This window comes from Acinetobacter sp. ANC 4805, from assembly GCF_022549495.1.
GTDB lineage: Bacteria > Pseudomonadota > Gammaproteobacteria > Pseudomonadales > Moraxellaceae > Acinetobacter.
Genome location: NZ_JAKZGD010000006.1, coordinates 148,099 through 173,500 on the forward strand (window position 1 = coordinate 148,099; position 25,402 = coordinate 173,500).

The following is a 25,402-nucleotide window of genomic DNA, read 5'->3' on the forward strand; positions in this document are numbered from 1 at the left end:
TTTTTCAATAATTTAGCCGTTTTTTAATGATTTTTTTTACTATAAAAATAAGAGATTCTGCAGCTAAAAAATAAACAGAAATTTTAATAAAAACCAGCCAAAACGTGCGCAAAAAACAAACAATATTAGCAACTACCTTCCCCTCGAATGCCACCTAAAACCATTTCAACAACGAACTGGATAGTAATGATTATCGGTTATAATGCTCTACCTAAAACGCTCTTGAACAACCAGAATTAACAAATACTTAGATTACTTACATTTAACTCACTGATCCCTCAAAGCAAACCATCTCTAATAACGCTCAAGCTAAAATAATTCATAATAGTCAGCCTTCCTTCTACAGAATTTGTTAAAATAATTCTGAATTTAGCAGCTTAAATCACTATGACTCAGATACCGAATTCTCCTGAAATTATTAATGCGCTAGGCCAGCCTTGTCCTATGCCACTGCTCATGCTAAAGCGTGCTTTAAAGAAAGCCGAAAGTTCAAAACAATATTTATTAAAATCATCAGATCCTCATAGTGAAATTGATGTAACACGATATTGCCAAATTCAGCAACTTCAATGCCAGACTCAAAAAATTTCAGACAATGAATTTCACTATTTAATTGAATCTATATGATTCTTTGCTAAACTCTTGGTAAAGATAAAATCGTTAAATTTACATTTTTATACTCAAATTTCCTTAGTGATGAAGCACATTCGCATTAAGATGAAATTGTTGACTCAAATATCATCCTATAAGGAGACTCCATGACTACTGACAGCAGCAATCAATTGATGCCCCTGTCATTGTCTGCACCAGGCGTAAACCTTGGTGCATATATCAGTACTGTCAATCAAATTCCAATTTTAACGGCAGAGCAAGAAAAAGAACTTGCTGAACGTTATTATTATGACCAAGACCTTGATGCTGCCAAATTATTGGTGATGTCACATCTACGCTTTGTCGTACATATTGCACGTAGCTATGCAGGTTACGGATTGCCACAAGGTGATCTCATTCAAGAAGGTAACCTCGGATTAATGAAAGCGGTAAAACGCTTCGATCCGAATATGGGTGTTCGCTTAGTTTCTTTTGCTGTGCACTGGATCAAAGCTGAAATTCATGAATATGTAATTCGCAACTGGCGTATTGTCAAAATTGCGACGACCAAGGCACAACGTAAATTATTCTTTAATCTACGTAGTCTGAAAAAATCAAGCAAAAAACTAACGCTTGCTGAGGCACAATCGATTGCAAATGACTTAAATGTCACGCCAGAACAAGTGTTGGAAATGGAAGGTCGTTTAACTGCTTATGATGCAGCATTTGAAGCTCAGGGCGATGATGACGATGATACACCTCACACCGCTCCTGCACTTTATTTAGAGGATAGTCGTTACGACCCTGCTCGATTGGTAGAAGAAGAAGACTACGAAGAACAAAGTACTACTGCTTTGCATGAAGCAATGGATCAATTAGATGATCGTTCACGTAATATTCTACAACGCCGATGGTTAGATGATGACAAATCGACGCTACATGAATTGGCTGCTGAATATAATGTTTCTGCTGAACGTATTCGTCAGCTTGAAAAGAATGCCATGGAAAAAATCAAAACCGCAATGTCTGCGAGTTAAAATTAGATCAAACACAAGGGCTTTATGCCCTTTTGTTTGATCTGGCTTTGATTAGCCTCTCGAATATGTTAACTTTGCTACTATAAGTTTCTAGTTACATTGTAATTATGTGGATTGCAATCTCTGCGCTAAATCTTGCGCTTGCTGTAATATTCGGTGCCTTTGGCGCTCATGGGCTAAAATCTTTTGCGACACCAGAACAACTTGCTTGGTGGAGTACAGCGACCCAATATTTCTTTTACCATGCAATTGGCTTACTTATTTTAGCAGTCTTAAATAAAACTACACCAACATTCCCAATCAAATATCCTTTTATTTTGATTCAAATTGGTATCATCTTTTTCTGTGCTTCGCTATATATTATGGCGCTTGGCTTACCAAGAATATTAGGTGCAATCACGCCAATTGGTGGTGCATTTATGATTGCTGGCTGGCTGTTATTGGCATGGCAAGCAATGAAGCATGCGAAATAAGGGTTTATCATGCACATCTATTTAAATGGCGAGTTAACGGACACGCCTTGTGAAAATCTACAGCAACTCATTCAAATACTCGCCTTAGAAGGCAAACGCTTCGCTGTAGAAAAAAATCAACAGATTATTCCGAAGAGTAAGCTTGAGCAAACGACGATTGCTCCTGAAGATCGTATTGAAATTATTCAAGCTGTTGGTGGCGGCTAATTGGCTAAAAATGGAGTAAGCCCATGCAAGATTCCCCTTTAATTATTGGTTCACGTACGTTTCAATCTCGCTTATTGGTCGGAACTGGCAAATATAAAGATTTAAATGAAACTGATTTAGCCATTCACGCTAGTGGTGCTGAGATTGTCACAGTTGCAATTCGTCGTGTAAATATTGGTCAGCACCCCGACCAACCCAATTTACTTTCAGTGATTCCACCTGAAAAATATACTATTTTGCCAAATACAGCAGGTTGCTTTGATGCTGATAGCGCAATTCGCACCTGTATGTTGGCACGTGAGCTGCTTGATGGTCACAATCTAGTAAAATTAGAAGTTCTAGGTGATGAAAAAACCTTATATCCAAATGTGACCGCAACACTTAAAGCTGCTCAAACCTTGATTGATGATGGTTTTGAAATCATGGTCTATACCTCTGATGATCCTATTGTTGCTCAAGAACTCGAAAGCATGGGTTGTGTTGCGATCATGCCTTTGGGTAGCTTAATTGGTTCTGGTCTCGGTATTCTGAATCCACACACTATTTCCATCATCAAAGAAAATGCCAAAGTTCCTGTATTGGTTGATGCTGGTGTTGGTACTGCCAGTGATGCTGCGATTGCAATGGAATTGGGCTGTGACGGAGTTCTAATGAATACAGCGATTGCCGCTGCTCAAAATCCGATTTTAATGGCTTCTGCGATGAAGAAAGCAGTTGAAGCAGGCCGTGAAGCATTTTTAGCGGGTCGTATGCCTCGTATGCGTATGGCGAATGCGAGTTCACCTGAAACAGGTTATTTCTTTAAGTAAGAAAAGAAAGATTAGAGGGAGCTTTTTGACTCCCTTTCAATCTCCCAAACTCTCACTTATCTCTAACATTTTAATGAAATCGATAATGAATTCTTTATGTCTGCCACAATATATTTTGGTGCAAGAATAAATAGGAGCATTTCCATCCAATAGGGTTCTTTCTTACCATAAACCTCTATTGATAATATTTTCATTAATTGACAATAATCATGATAAGCAATGCAATGTGATTTATAAACCACATTATCATCTACTAAATTAAAAATTGTATTGAGTTCATATTGAATTATATCGGCATTTCTTCCGATCGGCTGAGGATAAAACTCTCTTAACGTTGTATATTTAAATAACAACCAGTTCAAAGAATAAATGACTCTAGAATCATAAATTGCATATGTTTGGTGATCTACGAAAGAAGCTACTTTTGATAGAGATGAGATAACCGAAAAAGTTGATCTAGTTAAAGCACCCTTTTTAAGCTCGCTTTCAAATTTATGTAATAATAGGTCATTTTTATCATTTTGCTTAAAGGAGCGAATACCACCCCACTCTTGAATCAACCAATATCGACCAGCTAAATCATCAGAACTCAACAAATCATAGAAGTTGTGTTTTAAATAAATATTTCGCTCAAATATAGAGACCAGATTCAAAGGGACTGGTAATGGATTACTTTCTGGCAACTCCCATCTAAAATATTTTTCTAACGGATGTTGTTTCGCTAGCTCTTTCAATGTTTGAATTAGCTGATCCATGATTCTCTCAATTCTAACTGTTTAATATTCGCTTTAAATTTTGCTTCGCCCTTTGCTCAAAACTCTGTTGAAAATATTCAGTTTGATAAAGCAGTTCTGTCTGATAAAAATGCGCTAACACTTCTTTTCTTTTAATGGAGTATATCTCAGGATCAACCCAAGCATATTCCCGCTGAATCTGCTGTTCATATTCTGCAAAACGTTCTGGTGAAGCTGCTAAAATAGCCAAATCCATATCTAGCAAAAATTGTAAATCATGATCATCACTGCGTTCATGCTTTTGCGTCGCAATAATCCATCGCTTTATCTTTTCAACGATATCAATTGATAAATCTTGAGCCAAATACTGCTCGAACAGCTCCGCACTCTTCAATTCATTATCTTTTGCTTGCTGCTCATAAACTGCATCATGAAACCAGAGTGCCAACGCAACAGCATTTGCATCATTCAAATCAACTCGAATCGATTCAAGTAGTACCAAACACTCATACAAATGTTGAATCGTATGATAGGCTCGTTGCTTTTCACTATAGGCAGCAATCAATTTATTAAAAACTTTCTGTGGTTCAGAAAAATGATAATGCTGATGCAGCTCAAACCATGATTTTTCTAATATTGATAAATATTGCTGCATCACCAACCATCACTGAATTTCTTTATTAAGCCACTTTGCCAACTTTTCAGCATCTTTACGTTCAAGAAAGAGCTGATACAAGGTACAGGAACCAAACTCATGTTTCAGCTCCTGTTGTCGAACAGGATGATTACCAAAACGAAATCGCTTTGTACCATCTGTATCTAAAGGCAGTGCATATACGCCATAGCTACGAGGTTCGGTCAAATGCCCTTTGATACTTACTTGATCAGATGATATTGCATGTTTTAATAAATGTTCTTTGGTTAACATCACTCTGCCTATTGCAAATTTAAGATGCGTGCTGTTCATCTCGCTTGAATACAAGTTCGTTATTCGATGAACTTTCTGCATCAAAGTAATAGCCTTCACTATTAAATGCTTTTAATTGTTCTACTTGGCTTAATTGGTTTTCAATCAAGTATTTTGCCATTAGACCACGCGCTTTTTTCGCATAGAAACTGATGACTTTATATTTTCCGTTCTTCTGATCCAAGAATACAGGCTTGATAATCTCTGCCTGAATTTTCTTTTCATTTACCGATTTATAATATTCGTCAGAAGCTAAATTTACCAATACTTTTGCATCAATTTCAGCTAAATCTTGATTAATTTGATCTGTAATAATAGTGCCCCAAAATTCATACAGATTATGTCCACGACTATTTTTGAGTTTAGTCCCCATTTCCAAACGATATGGCATCATCAAATCTAAAGGACGTAACAAACCATACAACCCAGATAACATACGTAAATGCTGCTGTGCAAAAGCAATATTTTGATCGTTTAAATGATAAGCATCCAAACCTGTGTACACATCGCCTTTAAATGCAAACATGGCTTGGCGTGCATTGGAAAAATCAAAATCTGCATTCCAGTCACGAAAGCGTTCTACATTTAAGTTGGCGATTTTTTCACTCACGGTCATTAATGATGCAATCTCAGTTGCAGAAAGCTGACGGCAAACCTCAATCAACTGTTGTGATTGTGCTAATAAACGTGGTTGGGTATGGGTATCCGTTGGTAAAGCTGTTGTGTAATCAAGTGTTTTAGCAGGAGAAATTAAAGCAAGCATAATCAATCAAAATAAATTTATCTTAGTGAGACTATAACAGTTGGTAATTTTTAATTCCAATTCGTGTTCTCGTTCAGTTTTATCGGTAAAATAGTGAATTCTCCCATTATCTATTGCGTATCTTATGTCTGAGCAAATCTTCATCCAAGGTCCTGTTGGTCAAATTGAAATGTTTGTCGATCAACCCAAAGGTGAACTCACAGGCTTTGCTGTTGTCTGCCATCCACACCCCTTACAAGGTGGTACACCTCATCATAAAGTCCCTGTTTTACTGGCTCAGATTTTTAATGAAATGGGCTGTATTGTCTATCGTCCAAGCTTCCGTGGTTTAGAGGGTAGTGAAGGTACACATGATCAAGGTCATGGTGAAACGGATGACATTATGGCAGTGATTGAACATGCTCGCGCAAAACATGCAGGTTTAACATTCTACGCAGGCGGTTTCAGTTTCGGTTCGCATGTTTTAGCAAAATGCCAAGCACAACTCAGCAATGAATTACGTCCGAAGCAATTAGTGTTATGTGGCTTGCCAACAGGTTCAGTGGTTGATTTACGCCATTACACAACCCCGGCAATTGATGGCGATATCTTATTTGTGCATGGCGAACAAGATGATATTACTTTGCTCTCAGACATGGTCGCTTGGGCAAAACCACAAAAACACCCGATTACCATTTTGCCAGGCGCAAACCATTTCTTTACAGGTTATCTAAAACAGTTAAGACAAGTGATTACTCGCTTTTTAAAATTGTAGACTTAAACAGCGAAAAAGATTTTTATATCATTAATCTTAAAAAACACTTTATATTGCACATGAATTACATAAACGAACCGTACCGAGTTTATCGGAGAGTGTTTATTTAAGTTAATGCCAAACTCATTTAATTTGCTCAGCATGAAGTTAATTGCATAAGAAGCATTTGAGCACTTTTCAGAATGTTCATCAAGATGCTTTGTTGGTACTATGTTGATGATGCAATCGGTAGAATTGCACCAATCGCTTCAGCACCATAAAGCACTTTATGGGTCAGATAGATCCTAGATTTTATTAAGTTTTGTTGATCTAAATACTTCTGATACCATACTCGAAGTACTTCAGGTGTACAACCAATTTTAGCTGCAATTGCTGTCACTGTCGCCCAAGTCGAGGGGGCTTTTTCGACTTCAAGCAATAAATGTACTAATTGTTTTGCCTTCATCGGGACATTTTTTCAAGAAATTAGATTTCTAACAATCTCGATATGGTTCAGTCTCTACTCGACTTTGTTTCTATCGGTTTTATAATTGCAATTCACTCATTTATTTTAGTTCATTAACTTTGAGATTTGTCGATTATGCCGTTTTGATAACAATACCAAGGCAGCAATCGCCCCGATTAAAGCAAAAAACATATCGGATTGTGTATCCCACTCATATCCTTGAGTACCTAGAAACTCTTCTGCGCCTTGTCCTAGTACGAGAGCTGCTGCCCACTCTATCAATTCATAAGTCGCACTAATTGCCAGTACAATACAAATCACAATAAAACTTAACATTTTACCTTTGGCTAGAATACGATTCCTGATCAAAATTTCACGAGCAGCAATGGCTGGGACGAAGCCTTGCATAAAATGTCCAATTTTGTCATAAGGATTACGATCTAAGCCAAACCATTGCGCCATTTCAAAACCAAAAGGTACACGTGCATAGGTATATGCACCCCCTACCATTAAAACAATTGCATGGAAAAAAATAAGAGTATACAAAAGGTTGGTTAATGGAAATTTTTGATAGGTCACTAATAATATAGGCAAAATAATCAGAACAGGTAAAACTTCCATTAACCATGTTGCTCGATCAAACGGATCAAGACCAGATAAAATTAACAACAGTATTAAAATAATGGCTGCAAACCATAGAATCTGTCTTTGATTCATATAAAATTCTCAAATGATTTTTATTTTCTTCACTATATCAAAACCTATTCTTAGAGAAAAACCTTCTTAAAATAAAGCCAAAGTTCGAGTTTAATGGCTAAACCTGATGCAATTGAATAAGTGAAAAAGCAAGTACATTCATAGATACTCCCTATCTTTCAGCAATCACAATGAAGAAAACTGACTTACTTGATTGGTCACAATAGTAATATCGCAACTTATTCAGAAAGCTTTTCTCCACAATGTGGGCAGAACCGATATCTCCTTTTTTCTTGTTCTTGCTCTTCTAATAATTTTTCTCGAAACAATTGCATAATAATTTCATGGGTCTGTTCTTTCGGCAATCCAACCTTCTTACGTATTCGTTCAATTTCATCTTGATCATGTAATAAATCCAAACCTCTAGCTTGTAAGACTTCCCGAAATTCCTGTTCCAATCTTTGATTACGTTGATTTAATTCATTAGCCAAACCTGAGGCCAAAATACCTGCTGGCAAAGCTGCAATACCAACACCTAAAATAGTAATAAATGCACCTAGCAACCGTCCCAAATTGGTCACAGGTGTAACATCACCATAACCGACTGTGGTTAAAGTCACTACGGCCCACCACATTGCTTGTGGAATTGAACTAAAAGCTTCAGGCTGAGCTTTATTTTCAACCACATAAATTGCTGATGCTGACATTACAATCATAATCACTAAAATGAAAATAACGGCTTGGAATGAACCTTTCTCTCGTTGGATAACACGTAAAAGTATCTGCAATGATACAAAATAACGTGTTAGCTTCAGCAATCTAACTAACCGTAGAACGCGCAAGAAACGTAAATCGATATGAACAAAAAAATTAAGATAAGCAGGTAAAATCGCCATCAAATCAATAATTGCACCACCGCTTTTTATCCAACGTATACGCTGTTTCCATGCAGCTTCTTCTCGATCTTCTTCAATAACACTCCAAAGTCTTAATAAATATTCACCACTAAAAATCACGATAGATATATTTTCAAAAAGATCAAAATAAGGTTTGTAAAGCTTATAAATTTCGTTAATGGACTCTAACAAGACCGCTGCAACATTACCAACAATCAGTGCAATCAATAAATAGTTAACACAAGTACTAACCTTACTTTTATAGTCATCATTGTGAAGGTTATCATAAACAAAACGTCTTAATTGCTGCCATGAAAATCGAGTCATACCGTACATATCATGATGTTAACCACAAACTAAAATGTAGCACGTTGCTTTACCATTTGATAAGTGCTTTTGATCTGTGTGGCTCATTTTATAAGATGATTGGGAATATACTAAATAGCTACCAACATTCGATCACGCAGATGATGGCTTGCTCGCAGTCAACATGCTAAATATCCTCTAAGCAGCACAAAATCTATAGAGTATTTTCAATTTTGTAGATCATTCACTAATATTTTATAGCTTTTATTATTTTTGAATAACACCAGCATGGCTTTTAAGTTCAGAACCTCTAAAACTTTTTACATCTAAGCAAAAAATAGATGAATGACATTCATAATAAAAGAAAAACTAGAAATTTCCATTTAAATAATCTGTGAAGCACTTATAGATATTTTGTTAAAACGATATACAAACACTCCACAACCTAGATGGATGATGTCTAAAAACCCACAAAGAAAAATATTGTAGGTTTCTAACATCAGTACTATTTTTATTGGTATGTTGACTTACACAATAAGCCTAGGAATCACAGATTCATAAATGATTAAATTAACTATTTTAAAAGTCATATTTAAGACCAAGTCGATAAGTAACACCATCCATATCTAAGATATCTGAAGCAGTTGAACTACAAAAATAGCCTGTGCAAACATCTTTAAGATGTTCTACATATAATTTCTTATAGCCTATCCCAACATAGGTAGCTAAATCCTTCTGGAAATAATGACCCACTTCCAACTCAACAGGTAAAGTGATATAGCGCAATCTGACATCATAATCATCTACGTCTATCCAAGCATAGCCCACACCAATACTTGCATTCGCATAGGTATTATCGTAATTATAAAATTTATAACCACCTTTGATATTAATTTCAGTATTCTGAAAACTAGAGTTTTTTTGGAAATTCATTCCTATCGTGGTATTTAAAGCACTTACAGCTGTGAAAGTTATACCAGCACCAATACCATTCAGTTTTTCATCACCAGTAAACTTATCAGATCCAATTTTTGAGCCATAATATTCTGCAAAAATAGAGGTTTGAACCCCACTACTTGTTTCATCACGAAGCTCTTGAATTGTTGGCTGCGATACTGGCTCACCTAGTTCTTGTGGCATACCATAATTGACTTGTAAAGGAGTACTACCCCAGCCATTTATAGCCACCATGCCTAATACCAATCCTATAACCCCAGCAAATGCCTTTTCCATGTAATAGCCTATTTTTATTTAGATTTAGGATGTTAGAGCATAGTTTATTTTCTTGTAAAAAAATATAATACAGTATCTTTCTTTTTATAAAATCACATGTTTGATCCATGCAACAATAAAAACACTAGCATAGATCAAATATAATTATAAGGTTATTAAGGAACCAACAAATATAAATAGCCAAAAATACCATGTACCTATTACTGTTATCGACTAGCGCCTGTACAACCACAAAGGGTAAAGCTTGATCATGTTCAGGTTGCTTTAGCCTTAAATCCCAATAGAGAACCAGAATCAGGTCAAAATAATATTGAACGTAAAATTATCTTAAAAGGTGAATTTACCGAAGATCAGCACAAATGCCTGTTAAAAGTAGCAGAAAGCTGCCCTGTTCATAAATTATTAACGTCAAATATTTCGACTTAGAGTGAATTAAATATTGGATGAGTGATATAAACATGGTTTTTATTTTAAAGACCATGTTTATAAAAAATTAATACTGAACTGGTAAGATAAGTCCTGACATTTAAATTCCTCCAACATATTCTGAGGAATGATCTGTTTTGCTTCTGGGCTTATAATCATATAAATTAAGTCATACCAATTCACTTCACTTTTGTCATCAGGACAGTAGAAAAGCCCCTGTTTTAAGTCCAGTTTAATGTATTTTTCATCAACACTTCTTAACTCATAACCATAGTTATTGGTTAAAAGGATATTAACCAGCTCTATAATTTTAATCTCATACTGTGGGAAAAATTCTGGTTTTTCAAAATTATGAACCATATCTAAGCTTGCCATCTTCAAAAACTGTGTTTCATATTCATCGATACAATTGACTCCAAACACTCTCCAAGTAGATAAATTTTCGACTTCTTTCAAATTCTGAATCAAACAGTCTGTATATTTAAATAACTGATATTTAACTAGATTCTGTTTTGGATCTTCTGTGAAAAGAATTTCTGTATCAAAACCTATATCGAGTTCAGCCATAGCACTTTGCTCAAATAAAGCATTCCTAAGTTTTAAACGCCAGTCATCAAACTCAAAATAATAAGCACGGTTAGCAGCGATTCTACAAATCATTGAGAATAAATGTGGTGGTATATAAGTCATAATCGTTGTTATTTAGCCTATTGAGTAAGAAAATCTTTAATAATTTTTTTAATTATATATCAACATTGATTGGAGATTCTCAGTTTGCATATGTAAAAAAGCACCCTAATTAGGGCGCTTCTTCACAACAACTTAATAATTAAGCAGTCAATTCTTTAACCGCAGCAACAACCGCTTCAGTCGTGATACCAAAGAATTGGTACAAGTCTTTCGCTGGTGCAGACTCACCATAAGTGGTCATACCGATCACTTTGCCATCTAAACCAACAAACTTCCACCAGTAGTCAACATGAGTCGCTTCAACCGCTACACGCGCACGAATTTGTGCAGGTAATACCGCTTCACGATACGCAGCATCTTGCTTCATGAATTCTTCAGCACATGGCATAGACACAACACGCACACCGTCAAGTTGTGCATATGCTTCCATTGCCAATGAAACTTCAGAACCAGTCGCGATGATGATCGCTTTCAATTCACCTTTTTCTTCAGCAAGTACATAACCACCTTTTGCAGCGTTCTGAATCTGAGCTTCTGTACGTGCTTGGAATGGCAAGTTTTGACGTGAGAAGATTAACGCAGTTGGACCTTCTTTACGTTCAAGCGCAGATTTCCAAGAAATCGCAGCTTCAACAGTGTCACATGGACGCCAAGTATTTAAGTTTGGTGTACCACGTAAAGATGCAATTTGCTCAACAGGTTGATGTGTAGGACCATCTTCACCTAAACCAATCGAGTCATGTGTATATACATGAATGACTCGTTGCTTCATCAATGCAGACATACGTACCGCATTACGTGCATATTCCATAAACATCAAGAATGTTGCAACATAAGGAACAAAACCACCGTGTAAAGCCACACCATTCGCAATTGCAGTCATACCGAATTCACGAACGCCGTAATATACATAGTTGCCCGCAGGATTTTCTTGTACGCCTTGGCAACCTTTCCAAAGTGTTAAGTTAGAACCTGCTAAGTCAGCAGAACCACCTAATAATTCAGGAAGTAATGGACCGAATGCCTGTAAGGTATTTTGGCTTGCTTTACGTGTTGCAATCGTTTCAGCTTTAGCATTCGTTTCAGCAATAAATGCATCGGCTTGTGCTGCAAATTCAGCAGGTAAATCACCGTTGATACGACGTAATAATTCAGCCGCTTCAGTTGGATATTTTGCTTGGTATTGAGCAAACAATTCATTCCAAGCTGCTTCAGAGGTTTGGCCTTTTGCTTTTGCATCCCAAGCTGCATAAACATCTTCTGGAATCGCAAATGCGGTTTGATCTGTCCAGCCTAATGCTTCACGTGTTAAAACGATTTCGTCTTTACCCAGTGGCGCACCGTGGCAGTCTTCTTTACCTTGTTTGTTTGGTGAACCTAAACCAATAATCGTTTTGCACATAATGATTGTTGGCTTATTGGTTTCAGCTTTCGCTTCAACTGTTGCTTGGCGAATTGCAGCAGCATCATGACCATCAACACGAATGACTTGCCAACCGTAAGCATTGAAACGTTGTTCAGTATCATCACTAAACCAACCTTCAACTTCACCATCAATTGAAATACCGTTGTCATCGTAATACACAACAAGCTTACCAAGACCTAAAGTACCTGCAAGAGAACATACTTCGTGAGAAATACCTTCCATTAGGCAACCATCACCTAAGAAACAGTAAGTGAAGTGATCAACAACATTTAAGTCATCTTTGTTGAATTGTGCAGCTAAGGTTTTTTCAGCTAAAGCGAAACCAACTGCATTGGCAATACCTTGACCCAATGGACCTGTTGTTGTTTCGATACCAGGTGCATAACCATATTCAGGATGCCCTGGTGTTTTAGAATGTAATTGACGGAATTGTTTTAAATCTTCAATAGATAATTCATAACCTGTTAAATGCAATAATGCATATTGCAACATAGAGCCATGACCATTTGACAATACAAAACGGTCGCGGTTCGCCCATTGTGGGTTGGTCGGGTTATGATTTAAAAATTCACGCCAAACTACGTCAGCGATATCTGCCATCCCCATTGGAGCACCAGGATGCCCTGAGTTTGCTTGTTGCACAGCATCCATAGCCAAGACACGAATTGCATTTGCAATACGACGTTCATTTAAAGGGGTTGTCATAAGTCAGAATCCGATTAAATCAATAAGATGAGAGAAGATGAGGAATCATCTTTCAAAAGATGCGACTATTGTCTTAAAAAAAACACATGGGGTAAAGCCTAATACACGATATTTCTTATTTTTCACTCATTCATCTGTAATTCTGTGAACAAATGTTCACGCGATAAACAGAATATAAAATATGCCAATAAATAATTAGACAGAAAATGACAGATTTACTCATACAATTTAGGATAAATATCAGTTTTTCTAATACATATATCAATAAAAACACAATGAAAATGAAATAAATTCATGTATTTTAGTCAGCTTATGCTAGTCCTATCAGTCAAGTCGATGTAACATACTCTGTCTTTTTGAAAATAACCATGATAGGACGTTCATGCGCGAGTATGCTGTTTTTACTTCAGAATCTGTAAGCGAAGGTCACCCAGACAAAATGGCTGACCAAATTAGTGATGCTATTTTAGATGCGATCCTAAAAGAGGATCCATACGCGCGTGTCGCTTGTGAAACCTTAGTAAAAACAGGTGCGGTTGTTCTTGCTGGTGAAATCACAACAACAGCAAATGTTGACTTTGAAGCGATTGTACGTCAAACCGTCAATGGTATTGGCTATCATCATTCAGACTTAGGTTTCGATGGTTCGACTTGTGCCGTGATCAATATGATCGGTAAACAATCTCCAGAGATTGCTCAAGGTGTTGATCGCCAAAAGCCAGAAGATCAAGGTGCTGGTGACCAAGGTTTAATGTTTGGTTACGCTAGCCGTGAAACCGATGTACTTATGCCTGCGCCAATCTCTTATGCACATCGTTTAATGGAACGTCAAGCAGAGTTACGCCGTTCAGGCGCTTTGCCTTGGTTACGCCCAGATGCAAAAAGCCAAGTAACTTTTGCTTATGAAAATGGCATGCCTGTGCGCTTAGATGCAGTTGTACTTTCAACACAGCATGATCCTGAAATTAGCCAAGCTAATTTAAGAGAAGCGATCATTGAAGAAATTGTGAAACCAATCATTCCTGCCAATATGTTCCATGCAGGTACAAAATTCCATATCAATCCAACAGGTATGTTTGTGATTGGTGGTCCAGTTGGTGACTGTGGTTTAACAGGTCGTAAGATTATTGTAGATACTTACGGCGGTATGGCTCGTCACGGTGGTGGCGCTTTCTCTGGTAAAGATCCATCGAAAGTTGACCGCTCTGCTGCTTATGCTGGTCGTTATGTGGCAAAAAATATTGTTGCTGCTGGTTTAGCAGACAAATGTGAAATCCAAGTGAGTTATGCGATTGGTGTTGCTGAACCAACTTCGATTTCAATCAATACTTTCAATACGGGTAAGGTATCAGACGAGTTGATCATTCAACTTGTTCGTGAACACTTTGACTTACGCCCATACGGCATCACACGTATGTTGAACTTAATCCAACCAATGTATAAACAAACGGCTGCTTATGGTCACTTTGGTCGTGAAGGTTCAGATTCTGCATTTACTTGGGAAAAAACAGATAAAGTCGATGTTCTTAAAGATGCGGCTGGGCTGTAATTTTCTGATTTACTCATTCATAAATAAAAAAGTTCGCAAATTGCGAACTTTTTTATTTGTTGTTATTTATTTGGCTCGGTACTATCTTGCTTAAATATTTCAAATATTGAGCTACTTTGAACAGGCTGCTCCTCTTCATAGTGCTGTGAATATAAATGTACGAATTTGATCACAACGACAACAACGAAACACGCTGCCACACAGAACATCCACAACCCAAAAGGACTTCTGATATGTTGAGAACCACAATAAGGGCACTCTTTATCTGTTGATGCGACCACCTTGTCACAACATGCACAATGATATTGATATAACATCATTCCTCCTTGCATTTACTCTTTTTTATTTTCTTTTTACAACAATTTTTACCGTCATACTTTTATCCTAAGAGAAAAAAAATGAGAATTCAATCTAGTTTTAAGGGCAATTCATTCAAATTAACAATTCTCTTGGATACATTGTAAACAGAGGATGCACTATGAGATGCCACTCGCTCGTAGTATTATTTTGATCTTTCACATCATTTGTTAAAATATAATTTTTAAATCACAGATGACATCATCATGACTCAGTTGATTAATAAAGGTGGCTTTCGTGAACGCGCCAATCGAAGTCGTAAATACAAACAATCAGAAAATGAGATAACCAGCCTCCCTCCCAGCCAATATCAACCTCAACACAAAGATGAACCACCACCAACTAAAGATGAACCAAAACAGGATCATCCACCTAAAAATGAAGCATAAAAAAGCACATCAAGATGATGTGCTTTAACAAGATTTATGAATACTTAATTCACATCTTTAAATTCAATTTTCTTCTGATCAGGTTTTACTTCACGCGCTTCGCCATCAATAATGGTTGAGTCACGATATTGACCACCACCTTGTTGGTTTTGCATATCTTGCATTTGACGCATAAGATCAGCAAATGGATTCTGACCTGTGGCATCACCACCCATACCGCCCATCATTTGATTCATCATCGCTTGCTGACGTTTTGCCATCGCTTTCATCAACATATTTCTAAACGCTGTTTGGACAGCAGGAATCAGAACAAAGATAGCCAATACATCCGAGATTAATCCAGGAATCATCAATAAGAAACCCGACATCGCAATCGCTAATTTCTTGGTAACAGCAGGATCACCACCTAATTGCCCTGTCATTTGCATCTGTTGTAATTGCGGCATAATACTAGATGTACTTGAACGAACAAGGTTGAGACCTATAAAAAACGTGACAACAAACCAAAAGAATACGTACCACATACTCCCTACAAGGTCACCCACGCCGATCCATACCAGAATCTCAGCAATTGCACCAAACACTACGATAAGAAGTAGATTCATGTCAAAATTTCGTCTATCTCAAAAATTAGAAAAATAAATACAGCCATTATTTTACAGGCGAAGCCAAAACAATAAATAAAACTGTAATATCTTAGTTGATGGGTACTAATGAAGATTTATCAAGGTCTTTGTTTCAATAAGATAAGAAAAGCTTGCAAATAAAAGCTCCCCTAATTGAAAGTAAAGACCGGACTTATACGTTAACCGCAGTTTGCACTAATGATCTTTTTAGACTGTGGATCAATCGTCACCGTGATCCGATTTTCACGGTAATCCATTGTGACAGGTTGATTTGGACCAACACGACGTACAATCTCAGATTTGGTTTTTTGCTTGATTTGATCGTCACTCAACTCTGACTGGCCGACTAACTTCTGCGCTTCATCAGCAATACACTTCGCTTGATTCGCATGGAAAAACGCCCATTCCTCAACGACCTGACCGTTTGCTAACTTACAATAGCCAACTTGACCATTTGCCTCATTACGGATCTCAAGCTGCCCTCCCTGCTCAGCACAATATTGGCTGGCAGGGTTTGCCATACCAATCTTGGGTGGTGACATATCCTTATTTGGGGTTGCTGAACACGCTGCTAGGGAAGTGAGAACAGCACTTAGAAGTAAAATATTTTTCATAAATTTGAATTCTAATAAAGTAAAAATAAAGATAACAAATAAATCTAAATATTATGTCTATTATTTGAAACAAGAACATCTGGTAAACACGAGTTATAAATCAAAAATTAGCCTGAACTATCTATTTTTTGTCATCTGATAAGCTTCTTGAGCAATTGCTAATCCAGCTTTTTTAGCAGCATCAGACTCTTGTACAGTATTTGCTTCAACCTGAGTATTTTTCTTTGAAGCATTTGAGTTGTGGTTACCTTTTGGATTATACACTTGAGGAATGTCTAGCTTATTCCCCACACCCTTACAAGGTTTTGCCTGATACACTACAGCACCGTTTATCGTACATTTATAGATATCTCCAGCAAACACCACATTTGTCATAGTAATTAAAAAAATTAAGACTAAGTTTTGTTTCATTTATAAGCTCTCTTAACTTTAAAAATTACTGAATAATGATGTATTCAACCCGAATCGCTTCATCAACCAAATAGTGATCTTTTATGAGATAGAAGTCAGGCTTATGTTCCAGCCATTCATCCATTGCTAAAATTGCTTTCGTATATCCAGCAATTGCAGGAAAATCTTTTATTTCGATAGCATCCATAGGCTTACCCTTTTTTCTTAAGCCTAGCATACAGTGAAGATTTACATACAGCCTAAAATTCAATCTTATGAGTCATTTTACAATTTAAACAATGAAAATTAAAAAAGCACCCGAAGGTGCTTTTTTCACTAGAAGCTTGTTGCGATCAAAACCACAAAACTGAACAACAACGTACCTATAGATCTTTTACAATGTACATGAACTTCTTGCTCAAACCCTTGAGTCAACTGCTCTAAGTTTTCCATAACCTTACGCTCATTTAATGTACGACGACTATTAATTTGCCTAAATAGCTCACTAACTAAAATTAGCAAAAAGTCTAATAACATGCTAGAGCAATTTTTTCAGTAACAGGTTAAATTATGACAAAAATAAGTACATTACAAAAAATAATAATTATAGAATCTGTAGATCTAGTGTCAAAATAAAAAAGCCCACTATCGTGAGCTTTTCTTTTCAGAACAATCAGTTCTGAGCAATTACTGTAATACCAGTTGCTTGTGGTCCTTTTTTACCATCAGCAATTGTAAATGATACACGTTGCCCTTCGTGCAGAACCTTGAAACCACTGCTTTGGATTTCACTAAAATGAGCAAAAACATCTTGCCCAGAATCCGCATGAATAAAACCAAAACCCTTAGTTTCATTGAACCATTTAACCGTACCAGTCACAGTGTTAGACATATACTTAACCTATTAGAAATATTTGGAATGCTGAGTAGCAAGTAACTTGGAATCATAAACTCTGATAAAATGAAAGGTTTGTCTAAACTACGAAATGAAAGATTTACCGAATCAACAGTGTTATTCTTCTAGTTGTTATTAACTATACACCACTTTTATTTTCGCACGCAATCAATTATTCAAAAGCCAAGTTGTAATCCGTCGGGCTCTTGTAACAGTTATTCTTACAATCCCCTCCAAAGCTAGGCTTAGAAAGAGTCAGCTCTATTTAGGATAGGGCAAAAATTTAAAAAAGCCCACATAAGTGAGCTTTTTTTCTACTGGTCTAAAAATTAGATAACAGTGATGAGGGTTGCTTGTGGTCCTTTCTTACCTTGACCAAGTACGAAAGAAACGCGTTGGCCTTCTTGTAATACTTTAAAACCTTTGCTTTGGATTTCGCTGAAATGAGCAAAAACATCTTGACCAGAGTCAGCTTGAATGAAACCAAAACCTTTAGTTTCGTTAAACCACTTAACAGTACCAGTAACTGTATCAGACATACTTTTAAACCTTTTAAAATTTGTTCATTTATAAATTAAATCATAATTTCTCATTATGATTTAACTTAATCTATCTTGATTTGATAGATACTGCAAGCATATCAAATTTTACGTCAAACGATATAGCTGATTGACGGAAGTATAAAAACTTTTACCATCTAAGTTGAAATCAACTTCTTGACCTGACTGTAAAAGCACTTTCTTTCCTACTTCTACCCATTTAAAACCATTCAACGTATTCTGTTGACGCTTTAACGGGATAATTTGTACACAAATCTCGTTACCATTGCTGGCTTTGGCTACATGCCATTCATTAATAATTTTCAACACAAAATCACTCATTACTGAGCTCAAGTGATCGATTTTGATTTACTACAATACTAGATAGATGAAAGAGAACAACTACATTTCTAGAATCTAATAATTTTTAGCTTTATTTAGGGTTCTTTAAGCTAAGTTAATTGCTGCTTACTTTTCCAAACAACAACCTTAAATACATCACAGAGCAAATATTAAACTTTAAATTGGTAGCGGGGGCTGGATTTGAACCAACGACCTTCGGGTTATGAGCCCGACGAGCTACCAGACTGCTCCACCCCGCATCAATGGAGTGACTTTATACGCCTATCTAACCAATAATGCAAACTTTATTTAGAAAAATCACGTAATCTATTAAATAATGCTGAAATTAAGTACAAACCTAGCTTCTCTTACGATTTTAACTTTTCCAATATGACTTATTCGGATCAATCTGAATTCTTTAAATATCTAAGAAATATTATAAAGATTACTCAATAAAACAGATGTTTATTCGATTTAAAAGACTACAAAAAAATTATGCAGCTAACAGGTCATTATGTAACAATAGTAACAATCTCTTATTTTAATCGCATTACATGTCATTGATTATTGGTATTGATCCTGGTTCACGCTTAACTGGTTACGGAATTATCGAAAAAGATGGCAGCAAATTGCGCTTTGTTGATGCAGGAACTATTCGCACTGAAACACAAGAAATGCCTGAACGTTTAAAACGTATTTTTGCAGGTGTAGAACGTATTGTTAAATTTCACGGCCCTACAGAGGCTGCCGTTGAACAAGTCTTCATGGCTCAGAACCCTGACTCTGCCCTGAAACTTGGTCAAGCGCGTGGCGCTGCGATTGCAGCATTAGTAAATTTAGATTTACAAGTTGCAGAATATACAGCTCGTCAGATTAAACAGTCTGTTGTTGGCTATGGTGCTGCTGATAAAGAGCAGGTACAGATGATGGTCATGCGATTACTCAACTTGAGTATCAAACCACAAGCTGATGCTGCTGATGCCCTTGCCGCAGCCATCTGCCATGCGCACGCTTCGGGCAGTATGAGTAAAATGGCTGTACTCAATGCTTTAGGTGGAATGGCACGTGGACGAAGTCGCTTAAGTAGTAGACGACGTTAAAATGATGAATAAACTCAATACCTGTCTTATCGAGTCATAAAATTGGTTTACTCACTAATTTTATGTAGAACAAGTAACACAGGTCTGAATATCAAGACAACTAACTTTTCCAAACAAATTGAGAAAAGCTATGTTCTGCTTTTAAGCTATTTTCAACTGCCTGTGCAAGCTGACGAATGATACTTTGAGTCTCAATCTTTTCAAACCAAGCTTGTTCTTGTTGTGGATTTGCAGAGATTTCACACAAAATATGACCGTCTGTATCTTGTTGAGAACATAAGATTGAAAGAGGCAATTGATGATTATCAATTCTAACTTCAATTTTTTCATGTTCATGACGAATATGTTCAGCATCAAAACCATAGTGTTCTAATTGTTTATACAATAGTGCAGCCACGTATTCTTGCGTGATATAGCATTCATTGGGTGGATGATCAACTACCCCATGCTTAGGGCAATCTGCTATAAATTGCAACGTTCTCATGGTATTCCCTCTATTTTTTATGTTTTTTAGCTTTGGATCACAAAACTAAGTCTACTTATTCGGTAAGAATTATTATATATACAATTGTCTTTAATTGATTAGCTAATTGTCCTACTCTTTATGCTAAATTGATAAATTTAGACCCAATTAGATATGTACATCGAGAAAGGTATTATTTTTATGATGATATGTTTACTAAGATATTGAGCTTATTCTTTTTATGAATTTATTCATAAAAAATGCAGCATTTAGATCGACTAAATACTGCATTTTAGGAATCAAATTATTAATTCACAACCTGTAAATCTAAACCTGCTGTATTTGCAAGCTCAGTAAAGGTTGGAAAACTTGTCGCAACAGTTTCAGTACCATGAATGGTAATCTCACCTGAAGTACGCAAACCTGCGATACTAAAGCTCATTGCAATACGATGGTCATGGTGAGATTCAATTTCGCCGCCTGTGAAAACTGCTGACCAATCACCAGACTTGCCTTTGCCTTCAATGATGATGCCATCTTCTGTTGGTGTGCAATCAATGCCCATGATTTTCAAACCATCTGCCATGACTTGAATACGGTCAGACTCTTTCACACGAAGTTCAGCCGCACCCGTTAGAACAGTTTGACCTTCTGCACAAGCTGCTGCAATGAACAATGCAGGGAATTCATCAATTGCTAAAGGCACTTGGTCTTCAGGCATATGAATACCCCTCAACGTTTTAGAACCTTTGATATGAATATCTGCAATTGGCTCGCCACCTGCAATACGTTCATTCTCAACCGTCAGATCCGCACCCATTTGCTTCAGAATCTCGATTACGCCAGTACGTGTTGGGTTGATACCCACTGCTTCTAGCACAACGTCCGAACCTTCAGTAATTGCCGCACCCACCATAAAGAATGCAGCAGATGAAATATCCGAAGGCACTTGAATATCGGTACCAACCAATTTACCACCACCGATCAATGATATTTTATTGCCTTCAGTTTTTACATCATAACCAAAGGCACGTAACATACGTTCGGTATGATCACGCGTTGGTTCTGGTTCAGTTACAGACGTTTCACCCGCAGCCCATAGACCTGCCAATAGAATACCTGATTTGACTTGGGCAGAAGCCATCGGTAAGTCGTACTGAATACCCTTTAACGCTTGGCTGCCAGTAATGCTAACAGGCGGTGTACCTTTCTCACCTGTGGTTTGAATTTGCGCACCCATTTCACGCAATGGCTTCGCAATACGCTCCATCGGACGTTTAGACAATGATGCATCGCCCGTCATGACAGAATCAAACTTCTGCGCAGACAACATGCCAGATAACAAACGCATACTTGTACCTGAGTTACCCATATACAAAGCGCTTGCAGGTGCTTTTAAGCCTTGCATGCCCACACCATGGATCGTGACTTCACCATTCTTAGGGCCTTCAATGCTGACCCCCATATCACGGAATGCTTGTAAGGTTGCCAAGGCATCCTCACCTTCTAAGAAACCTGTTACATGAGTTGTACCTTCCGCAATCGCACCAAACATAATCGAGCGATGTGACACAGATTTGTCACCTGGTACAGTGAATTTACCTGCGAATGTTTTCTTGCCTGGTAAAATGGTAAATTGCTGTGTCACCTTATTTTTCTCCATCAAAGGTTTGTTGGCTAACATATGGTTAAAGTGCTGACGTGCCGCTTGCGCGTGTCCAAGTAAGCCCATCAACGCTTGAGAATCTTCCTGTTCAATCAATTTCTTCAAAACCGACAATTGCTGTTCAAAACCATTCACAGCATTCAAAATTGCAGTTTTATTGGCAAAGAAAATATCATGCCACATCTGTGGATCACTGGCGGCAATCCGAGAAAAGTCACGAAAACCGCCCGCAGCATAGCGAAAAATATCGAGATTATCTTCACGATTTGCCAATTGCTCGACTAAATTAAATGCCATCAAATGTGGTAAATGACTCGTATGGGCAAGCACTTCATCATGCTTGGTAACATCCATACAAATCACTTCTGCTTTAGCCGCTGACCAAAGCTGAATCAACTTTGCAACCGCCCAATCCGCACTACTTGGAAGTGGTGTCAAAATCACTTTATGATTGGCAAATAAATCAACTTTACCTGCATGAACACCAGTATGTTCTGCACCTGCAATCGGATGTCCTGGTACAAAGCCTATTGGTAAATTTTCACCAAAAACAGCTTTTGCAGCATCCACCACATTGCCCTTGGTACTGCCCACATCTGTGATGATCACATTCTCTGCGAGATATGGCTTAATCTGTTCCAATACCTTCTGCGTAGCACGAACAGGTAAAGCTAAGACAATTAAATCTGCGCCCTGAACAGCTTCTTCTGGGCTTGCATAACCGTGTTGAATCAGCCCCAACGCCTTTGCATCGTCTAGTGTCTTTTTTGAGCGTGTTGCAGCCACAATTTGAGAGGCAAGTTGTTCTGCCACAATCACACGCGCTAGACTCGACCCAATCAGTCCAAGCCCAATAAACGCAACTTTTTTAAATAATGGTTGAGACATAAAACATATTTGCCTATGTAAAAATATCTCCTGAAAAACACCTCGCTTCACAAGCTCTTTTAAAAGAGAGGGAGTTCCTTCCTTTTTATCAAGGGACTTGCGCAGTTACGCTGCTCAGGAGGGATTTAAAATACAATAAATAGACCTATAAAACAGCGATTGGGTAAGAACCCAATACACGTAGCTCTTTGACTATTGGACGGATTTCATCCAAAGCGGCAGCAACATTTTCTTGACCAATATGCCCTTCTAAATCAATAAAGAATACATATGCCCATTTCTCAGGTAATGCAGGACGGGTTTCAATACTGGTCAAACTGATTTTATGTTTTGCAAACGGCGCAAGAATTTCTAACAAAGCCCCTGCACGATCATGTGCTGAAATTAATAATGACGTCTTATCATTGCCACTTTGAGGGATTTTCTCGCGACCAATCACAAGGAAACGTGTAGTATTTTCAGGGTTATCTTCAATATTGCTATGTAAAACTTCAAGGTTATACATGCTTGCAGCAATATCAGAGGCAATCGCAGCAGAATGCCATTCATTACGAATACGGCGAGCAGCTTCTGCATTTGAATTCAGTGCAACACGCTCCACCCCTGGATAATGTGCATCTAACCATTTACGACATTGTGCCAAAGTTTGTTGATGTGCATAAATCTGCTTAATACTGTCTTTACGAGTATTTTCAGAAACCAAGAATTGGTGATGGATACGCAGCTCAACTTCACCAATCACATTGACTGTTGATGATTTAAAGCAATCCAAGGTGTGATTGACAATCCCTTCTGATGAATTCTCGACTGGAACAACACCATAATGTGCGCTCCCTGCTTCAACTTCACGGAATACTTCATCAATCGTTGGTAATGGACGCACAACCGCATCTTTACCAAAATGCTTTAGAACTGCTGAATGCGTATATGTCCCTTCTGGTCCTAAGAACGCAATGCTTTGCGGCGCTTCAAGTGCCAAACATGCTGACATGATTTCACGGAATAAACGTGCCATCGTTGCATCAGATAAAGGACCTTGATTCCGCTCCATGACTTTACGCAATACTTGAGCTTCACGTTCAGGGCGATAAAACAACGGATTCTCTTCGGATGCAAATTTCGCTTTAGCTACGGCTTCTGCCAACGTAGCACGACGATTGAGTAACTCTTGGATTTGTTGATCAACACTATCAATATCGTTACGAATCTGTTCTAAATTAAGTGAATTCGATGTGTTTTGTCCATCGTTTACCATTGAATGCAGCCTCAGCAAAATCATCTATAAGAATGGATTACAATTCATCTGTGAATTGATTATCCGAGCTAGTATAACAACACTTTAAGCTATTAAACACGCTGAGTTTTAACTCTTTTCACGACCCAACTTTATTGATAATGATTTTCATTATATATTACAAAGCAAAATTTTCAGCACTTGTGACTAAGTTATGTTTAAACAGCTCAGTATTTTGACTTTTTCTTTACTTATTGCGACACACTTAACGGCAGCTCAGCCGACATCAACAAATACAAATGATGTTATCCCAAAGGGAAATACCCAAATACAACAAAGTTTTAGCTTGAAGTCAAAATATACAAATCATGAATATTTAATTCAGATCTCACTCCCTACTGGCGAAGTACCGACACAGGGTTTTCCCGTACTTTACCTGCTTGATGGCAATGCTACTTTTGAAAGTGCCGCTAATATTGCGAAATCTGTCGGAACTGGTGCAAACCGACTGGGCTTAAGCCCTGTTGCAATTATTGCGATTGGCTATCCTGAGCAAAGCACTTTTGATGTACAAAAGCGTGCTCTAGATTACACATCAAAAGCTTCTAATGAATTTCAAAAACAAGCGAAATATCAATATGGTGGTGCTGATCAATTCATTCAGTTCATTGAAAAAGAACTTAAACCAATCATCAATTCACGATTTAAAGTCAATCCACAACAACAAAGTTTGTTTGGACACTCATTTGGTGGACTTTTTGTTTTGCATAGTCTGTTTACCCAACCTGAAAATTTTCAGCGTTATATTGCTGCTAGCCCTTCACTTTGGTTTGATAACTACACTTTGTTAAATAAACAAACAGATTGGTTAAAGAACAAAAATGATGAAACACAAAATATCATGCTCATGACAACGGTTGGAACACATGAACAACGTAAAAATACTACTCCAAATGATGAGTCGGTACAGAAACAAAATGATTTTTATCAAAAGTTTAACAAGCACCGTTCAGCGCAATTTTTATTTTGGAATTATAAACACCCCGCAGAACAGCATATCACCAACCTATATGCCAGCTTACCAAAAGCAGTGATGTTAGCTGGATGCCAAACGCCGAATTGTTCAAACTTATTTGACGAGCCAACAATACCAACATTTTAAAAATCTATTTTTCACAAACACTTATAAACA

At 37.3% G+C, this 25,402-nt stretch carries 30 protein-coding genes, 1 tRNA gene and 2 pseudogenes; 11 read left to right on the top strand and 22 right to left on the bottom strand.

The annotated features are described in order from the left end of the window. Nucleotides 1–387: 387 nt before the first annotated feature. The 5 genes from MMP60_RS09940 to MMP60_RS09960 all read left to right on the top strand — a co-directional run bounded on the left by MMP60_RS09940 (nucleotide 388) and on the right by MMP60_RS09960 (nucleotide 3,117). Nucleotides 388–627 carry a sulfurtransferase TusA family protein gene (locus tag MMP60_RS09940; protein WP_241336110.1) on the top strand — a complete coding sequence of 80 codons (240 nt, stop codon included), beginning with the start codon at nucleotides 388–390 and terminating at the stop codon, nucleotides 625–627. A 131-nt stretch (nucleotides 628–758) separates the two neighbouring features. Beyond that, nucleotides 759–1,628: an RNA polymerase sigma factor RpoH gene (rpoH, locus tag MMP60_RS09945; RefSeq protein ID WP_241336111.1), complete on the top strand. Its 870-nt coding sequence runs from the start codon at nucleotides 759–761 to the stop codon at nucleotides 1,626–1,628. A 107-nt stretch (nucleotides 1,629–1,735) separates the two neighbouring features. Beyond that, on the top strand, nucleotides 1,736–2,101 hold the full coding sequence (locus MMP60_RS09950) for a DUF423 domain-containing protein (protein ID WP_241336112.1): 366 nt from the start codon (nucleotides 1,736–1,738) through the stop codon (nucleotides 2,099–2,101). A 9-nt stretch (nucleotides 2,102–2,110) separates the two neighbouring features. Next, the gene (gene thiS, locus MMP60_RS09955; protein ID WP_018679822.1) at nucleotides 2,111–2,308 is read left to right on the top strand and encodes a sulfur carrier protein ThiS; all 198 of its coding nucleotides are present in this window, start codon (nucleotides 2,111–2,113) and stop codon (nucleotides 2,306–2,308) included. Nucleotides 2,309–2,331: 23 nt separating this feature from the next. After that, a complete protein-coding gene (locus tag MMP60_RS09960; RefSeq protein WP_241336113.1) occupies nucleotides 2,332–3,117 on the top strand; it encodes a thiazole synthase in 786 nt (261 codons plus the stop codon). 62 nt (nucleotides 3,118–3,179) lie between these two features. Here the strand turns inward: MMP60_RS09960 and MMP60_RS09965 are convergent, their stop codons facing one another. Genes MMP60_RS09965 through yaaA form a run of 4 tightly spaced genes read right to left on the bottom strand, consistent with a single transcriptional unit; the run spans nucleotide 3,180 to nucleotide 5,581 of the window. Beyond that, complete coding sequence (locus MMP60_RS09965) at nucleotides 3,180–3,872, bottom strand: hypothetical protein (RefSeq protein ID WP_241336114.1); 693 nt, start codon at nucleotides 3,870–3,872, stop codon at nucleotides 3,180–3,182. A gap of 13 nt (nucleotides 3,873–3,885) precedes the next feature. Continuing rightward, nucleotides 3,886–4,506 carry a metal-dependent hydrolase gene (locus tag MMP60_RS09970; RefSeq protein WP_241336115.1) on the bottom strand — a complete coding sequence of 207 codons (621 nt, stop codon included), beginning with the start codon at nucleotides 4,504–4,506 and terminating at the stop codon, nucleotides 3,886–3,888. A gap of 9 nt (nucleotides 4,507–4,515) precedes the next feature. Then, nucleotides 4,516–4,779, bottom strand: coding sequence for a hypothetical protein (locus MMP60_RS09975; RefSeq protein ID WP_241336116.1), 264 nt, complete (start codon nucleotides 4,777–4,779; stop codon nucleotides 4,516–4,518). A gap of 19 nt (nucleotides 4,780–4,798) precedes the next feature. Beyond that, the gene (yaaA, locus tag MMP60_RS09980) at nucleotides 4,799–5,581 is read right to left on the bottom strand and encodes a peroxide stress protein YaaA (protein ID WP_241336117.1); all 783 of its coding nucleotides are present in this window, start codon (nucleotides 5,579–5,581) and stop codon (nucleotides 4,799–4,801) included. A 124-nt stretch (nucleotides 5,582–5,705) separates the two neighbouring features. Here yaaA and MMP60_RS09985 point away from each other — a divergent pair, with 124 nt between their 5' ends. After that, the gene (locus MMP60_RS09985; protein WP_241336118.1) at nucleotides 5,706–6,335 is read left to right on the top strand and encodes a hydrolase; all 630 of its coding nucleotides are present in this window, start codon (nucleotides 5,706–5,708) and stop codon (nucleotides 6,333–6,335) included. Nucleotides 6,336–6,546: 211 nt separating this feature from the next. Here MMP60_RS09985 and MMP60_RS09990 read toward each other — a convergent pair. The 4 genes and pseudogenes from MMP60_RS09990 to MMP60_RS10005 form a co-directional block, all read right to left on the bottom strand. Continuing rightward, nucleotides 6,547–6,780: pseudogene (locus MMP60_RS09990) on the bottom strand (hypothetical protein); the annotation flags it as partial. Nucleotides 6,781–6,885: 105 nt separating this feature from the next. Next, nucleotides 6,886–7,497 (bottom strand): DUF2238 domain-containing protein, encoded by a 612-nt coding sequence (locus MMP60_RS09995; RefSeq protein WP_241336119.1) that lies wholly within the window; start codon nucleotides 7,495–7,497, stop codon nucleotides 6,886–6,888. Between the two features lie 218 nt (nucleotides 7,498–7,715). Continuing rightward, nucleotides 7,716–8,699, bottom strand: a complete 984-nt coding sequence (locus tag MMP60_RS10000) for an ion transporter (RefSeq protein ID WP_241336120.1) — start codon at nucleotides 8,697–8,699, stop codon at nucleotides 7,716–7,718. A 558-nt stretch (nucleotides 8,700–9,257) separates the two neighbouring features. After that, nucleotides 9,258–9,911 (bottom strand): hypothetical protein, encoded by a 654-nt coding sequence (locus tag MMP60_RS10005; protein ID WP_241336121.1) that lies wholly within the window; start codon nucleotides 9,909–9,911, stop codon nucleotides 9,258–9,260. Between the two features lie 179 nt (nucleotides 9,912–10,090). Between MMP60_RS10005 and MMP60_RS10010 the strand changes: the two are divergent. After that, nucleotides 10,091–10,337, top strand: a pseudogene (locus MMP60_RS10010) (OsmC family peroxiredoxin); the annotation flags it as partial. 57 nt (nucleotides 10,338–10,394) lie between these two features. Here MMP60_RS10010 and MMP60_RS10015 read toward each other — a convergent pair. Both MMP60_RS10015 and tkt read right to left on the bottom strand, forming a co-directional pair. Next, nucleotides 10,395–11,027: a hypothetical protein gene (locus tag MMP60_RS10015; protein ID WP_241336122.1), complete on the bottom strand. Its 633-nt coding sequence runs from the start codon at nucleotides 11,025–11,027 to the stop codon at nucleotides 10,395–10,397. A 139-nt stretch (nucleotides 11,028–11,166) separates the two neighbouring features. Next, entirely contained in the window at nucleotides 11,167–13,158 is a 1,992-nt protein-coding gene (gene tkt / locus MMP60_RS10020) for a transketolase (protein ID WP_241336123.1), read from the bottom strand. A 382-nt stretch (nucleotides 13,159–13,540) separates the two neighbouring features. Between tkt and metK the strand changes: the two genes are divergently transcribed. After that, entirely contained in the window at nucleotides 13,541–14,707 is a 1,167-nt protein-coding gene (metK, locus tag MMP60_RS10025; protein WP_241336124.1) for a methionine adenosyltransferase, read from the top strand. 62 nt (nucleotides 14,708–14,769) lie between these two features. Here metK and MMP60_RS10030 read toward each other — a convergent pair whose 3' ends face one another. Next, nucleotides 14,770–15,027 carry a hypothetical protein gene (locus MMP60_RS10030; RefSeq protein ID WP_241336125.1) on the bottom strand — a complete coding sequence of 86 codons (258 nt, stop codon included), beginning with the start codon at nucleotides 15,025–15,027 and terminating at the stop codon, nucleotides 14,770–14,772. A 243-nt stretch (nucleotides 15,028–15,270) separates the two neighbouring features. Between MMP60_RS10030 and MMP60_RS10035 the strand changes: the two genes are divergently transcribed. Next, nucleotides 15,271–15,453: a hypothetical protein gene (locus MMP60_RS10035; RefSeq protein ID WP_241336126.1), complete on the top strand. Its 183-nt coding sequence runs from the start codon at nucleotides 15,271–15,273 to the stop codon at nucleotides 15,451–15,453. Nucleotides 15,454–15,497: 44 nt separating this feature from the next. Here the strand turns inward: MMP60_RS10035 and MMP60_RS10040 are convergent, their stop codons facing one another. The 8 genes from MMP60_RS10040 to MMP60_RS10075 form a co-directional block, all read right to left on the bottom strand. Beyond that, nucleotides 15,498–16,058 (bottom strand): FxsA family protein, encoded by a 561-nt coding sequence (locus MMP60_RS10040; protein ID WP_241336127.1) that lies wholly within the window; start codon nucleotides 16,056–16,058, stop codon nucleotides 15,498–15,500. A 200-nt stretch (nucleotides 16,059–16,258) separates the two neighbouring features. Beyond that, on the bottom strand, nucleotides 16,259–16,693 hold the full coding sequence (locus MMP60_RS10045; protein ID WP_241336128.1) for a DUF333 domain-containing protein: 435 nt from the start codon (nucleotides 16,691–16,693) through the stop codon (nucleotides 16,259–16,261). Between the two features lie 117 nt (nucleotides 16,694–16,810). After that, entirely contained in the window at nucleotides 16,811–17,104 is a 294-nt protein-coding gene (locus MMP60_RS10050) for a hypothetical protein (RefSeq protein WP_241336129.1), read from the bottom strand. Nucleotides 17,105–17,129: 25 nt separating this feature from the next. Further along, nucleotides 17,130–17,291 carry a hypothetical protein gene (locus MMP60_RS10055; protein ID WP_241336130.1) on the bottom strand — a complete coding sequence of 54 codons (162 nt, stop codon included), beginning with the start codon at nucleotides 17,289–17,291 and terminating at the stop codon, nucleotides 17,130–17,132. A 465-nt stretch (nucleotides 17,292–17,756) separates the two neighbouring features. Beyond that, a complete protein-coding gene (locus MMP60_RS10060) occupies nucleotides 17,757–17,975 on the bottom strand; it encodes a cold-shock protein (RefSeq protein ID WP_241336131.1) in 219 nt (72 codons plus the stop codon). 332 nt (nucleotides 17,976–18,307) lie between these two features. Further along, the gene (locus MMP60_RS10065; RefSeq protein WP_004661817.1) at nucleotides 18,308–18,517 is read right to left on the bottom strand and encodes a cold-shock protein; all 210 of its coding nucleotides are present in this window, start codon (nucleotides 18,515–18,517) and stop codon (nucleotides 18,308–18,310) included. Between the two features lie 108 nt (nucleotides 18,518–18,625). Next, entirely contained in the window at nucleotides 18,626–18,859 is a 234-nt protein-coding gene (locus MMP60_RS10070; RefSeq protein WP_241336132.1) for a transposase, read from the bottom strand. Nucleotides 18,860–19,042: 183 nt separating this feature from the next. Next, nucleotides 19,043–19,119 (bottom strand) — tRNA-Met (locus tag MMP60_RS10075). Between the two features lie 294 nt (nucleotides 19,120–19,413). Here MMP60_RS10075 and ruvC point away from each other — a divergent pair. After that, nucleotides 19,414–19,959 (top strand): crossover junction endodeoxyribonuclease RuvC, encoded by a 546-nt coding sequence (ruvC, locus tag MMP60_RS10080; protein WP_241336133.1) that lies wholly within the window; start codon nucleotides 19,414–19,416, stop codon nucleotides 19,957–19,959. A gap of 100 nt (nucleotides 19,960–20,059) precedes the next feature. On the opposite strand, the gene MMP60_RS10085 is transcribed toward ruvC, so the two are convergent. The 3 genes from MMP60_RS10085 to pheA form a co-directional block, all read right to left on the bottom strand. Beyond that, complete coding sequence (locus MMP60_RS10085) at nucleotides 20,060–20,443, bottom strand: hypothetical protein (RefSeq protein WP_241336134.1); 384 nt, start codon at nucleotides 20,441–20,443, stop codon at nucleotides 20,060–20,062. Between the two features lie 286 nt (nucleotides 20,444–20,729). Then, nucleotides 20,730–22,976 (bottom strand): bifunctional prephenate dehydrogenase/3-phosphoshikimate 1-carboxyvinyltransferase, encoded by a 2,247-nt coding sequence (locus MMP60_RS10090; protein ID WP_241336135.1) that lies wholly within the window; start codon nucleotides 22,974–22,976, stop codon nucleotides 20,730–20,732. Between the two features lie 145 nt (nucleotides 22,977–23,121). Continuing rightward, the gene (pheA, locus tag MMP60_RS10095) at nucleotides 23,122–24,231 is read right to left on the bottom strand and encodes a prephenate dehydratase (protein WP_018679798.1); all 1,110 of its coding nucleotides are present in this window, start codon (nucleotides 24,229–24,231) and stop codon (nucleotides 23,122–23,124) included. 193 nt (nucleotides 24,232–24,424) lie between these two features. Here pheA and MMP60_RS10100 point away from each other — a divergent pair, with 193 nt between their 5' ends. Further along, nucleotides 24,425–25,372, top strand: a complete 948-nt coding sequence (locus MMP60_RS10100; RefSeq protein WP_241336136.1) for an alpha/beta hydrolase-fold protein — start codon at nucleotides 24,425–24,427, stop codon at nucleotides 25,370–25,372. Nucleotides 25,373–25,402: the final 30 nt, after the last annotated feature.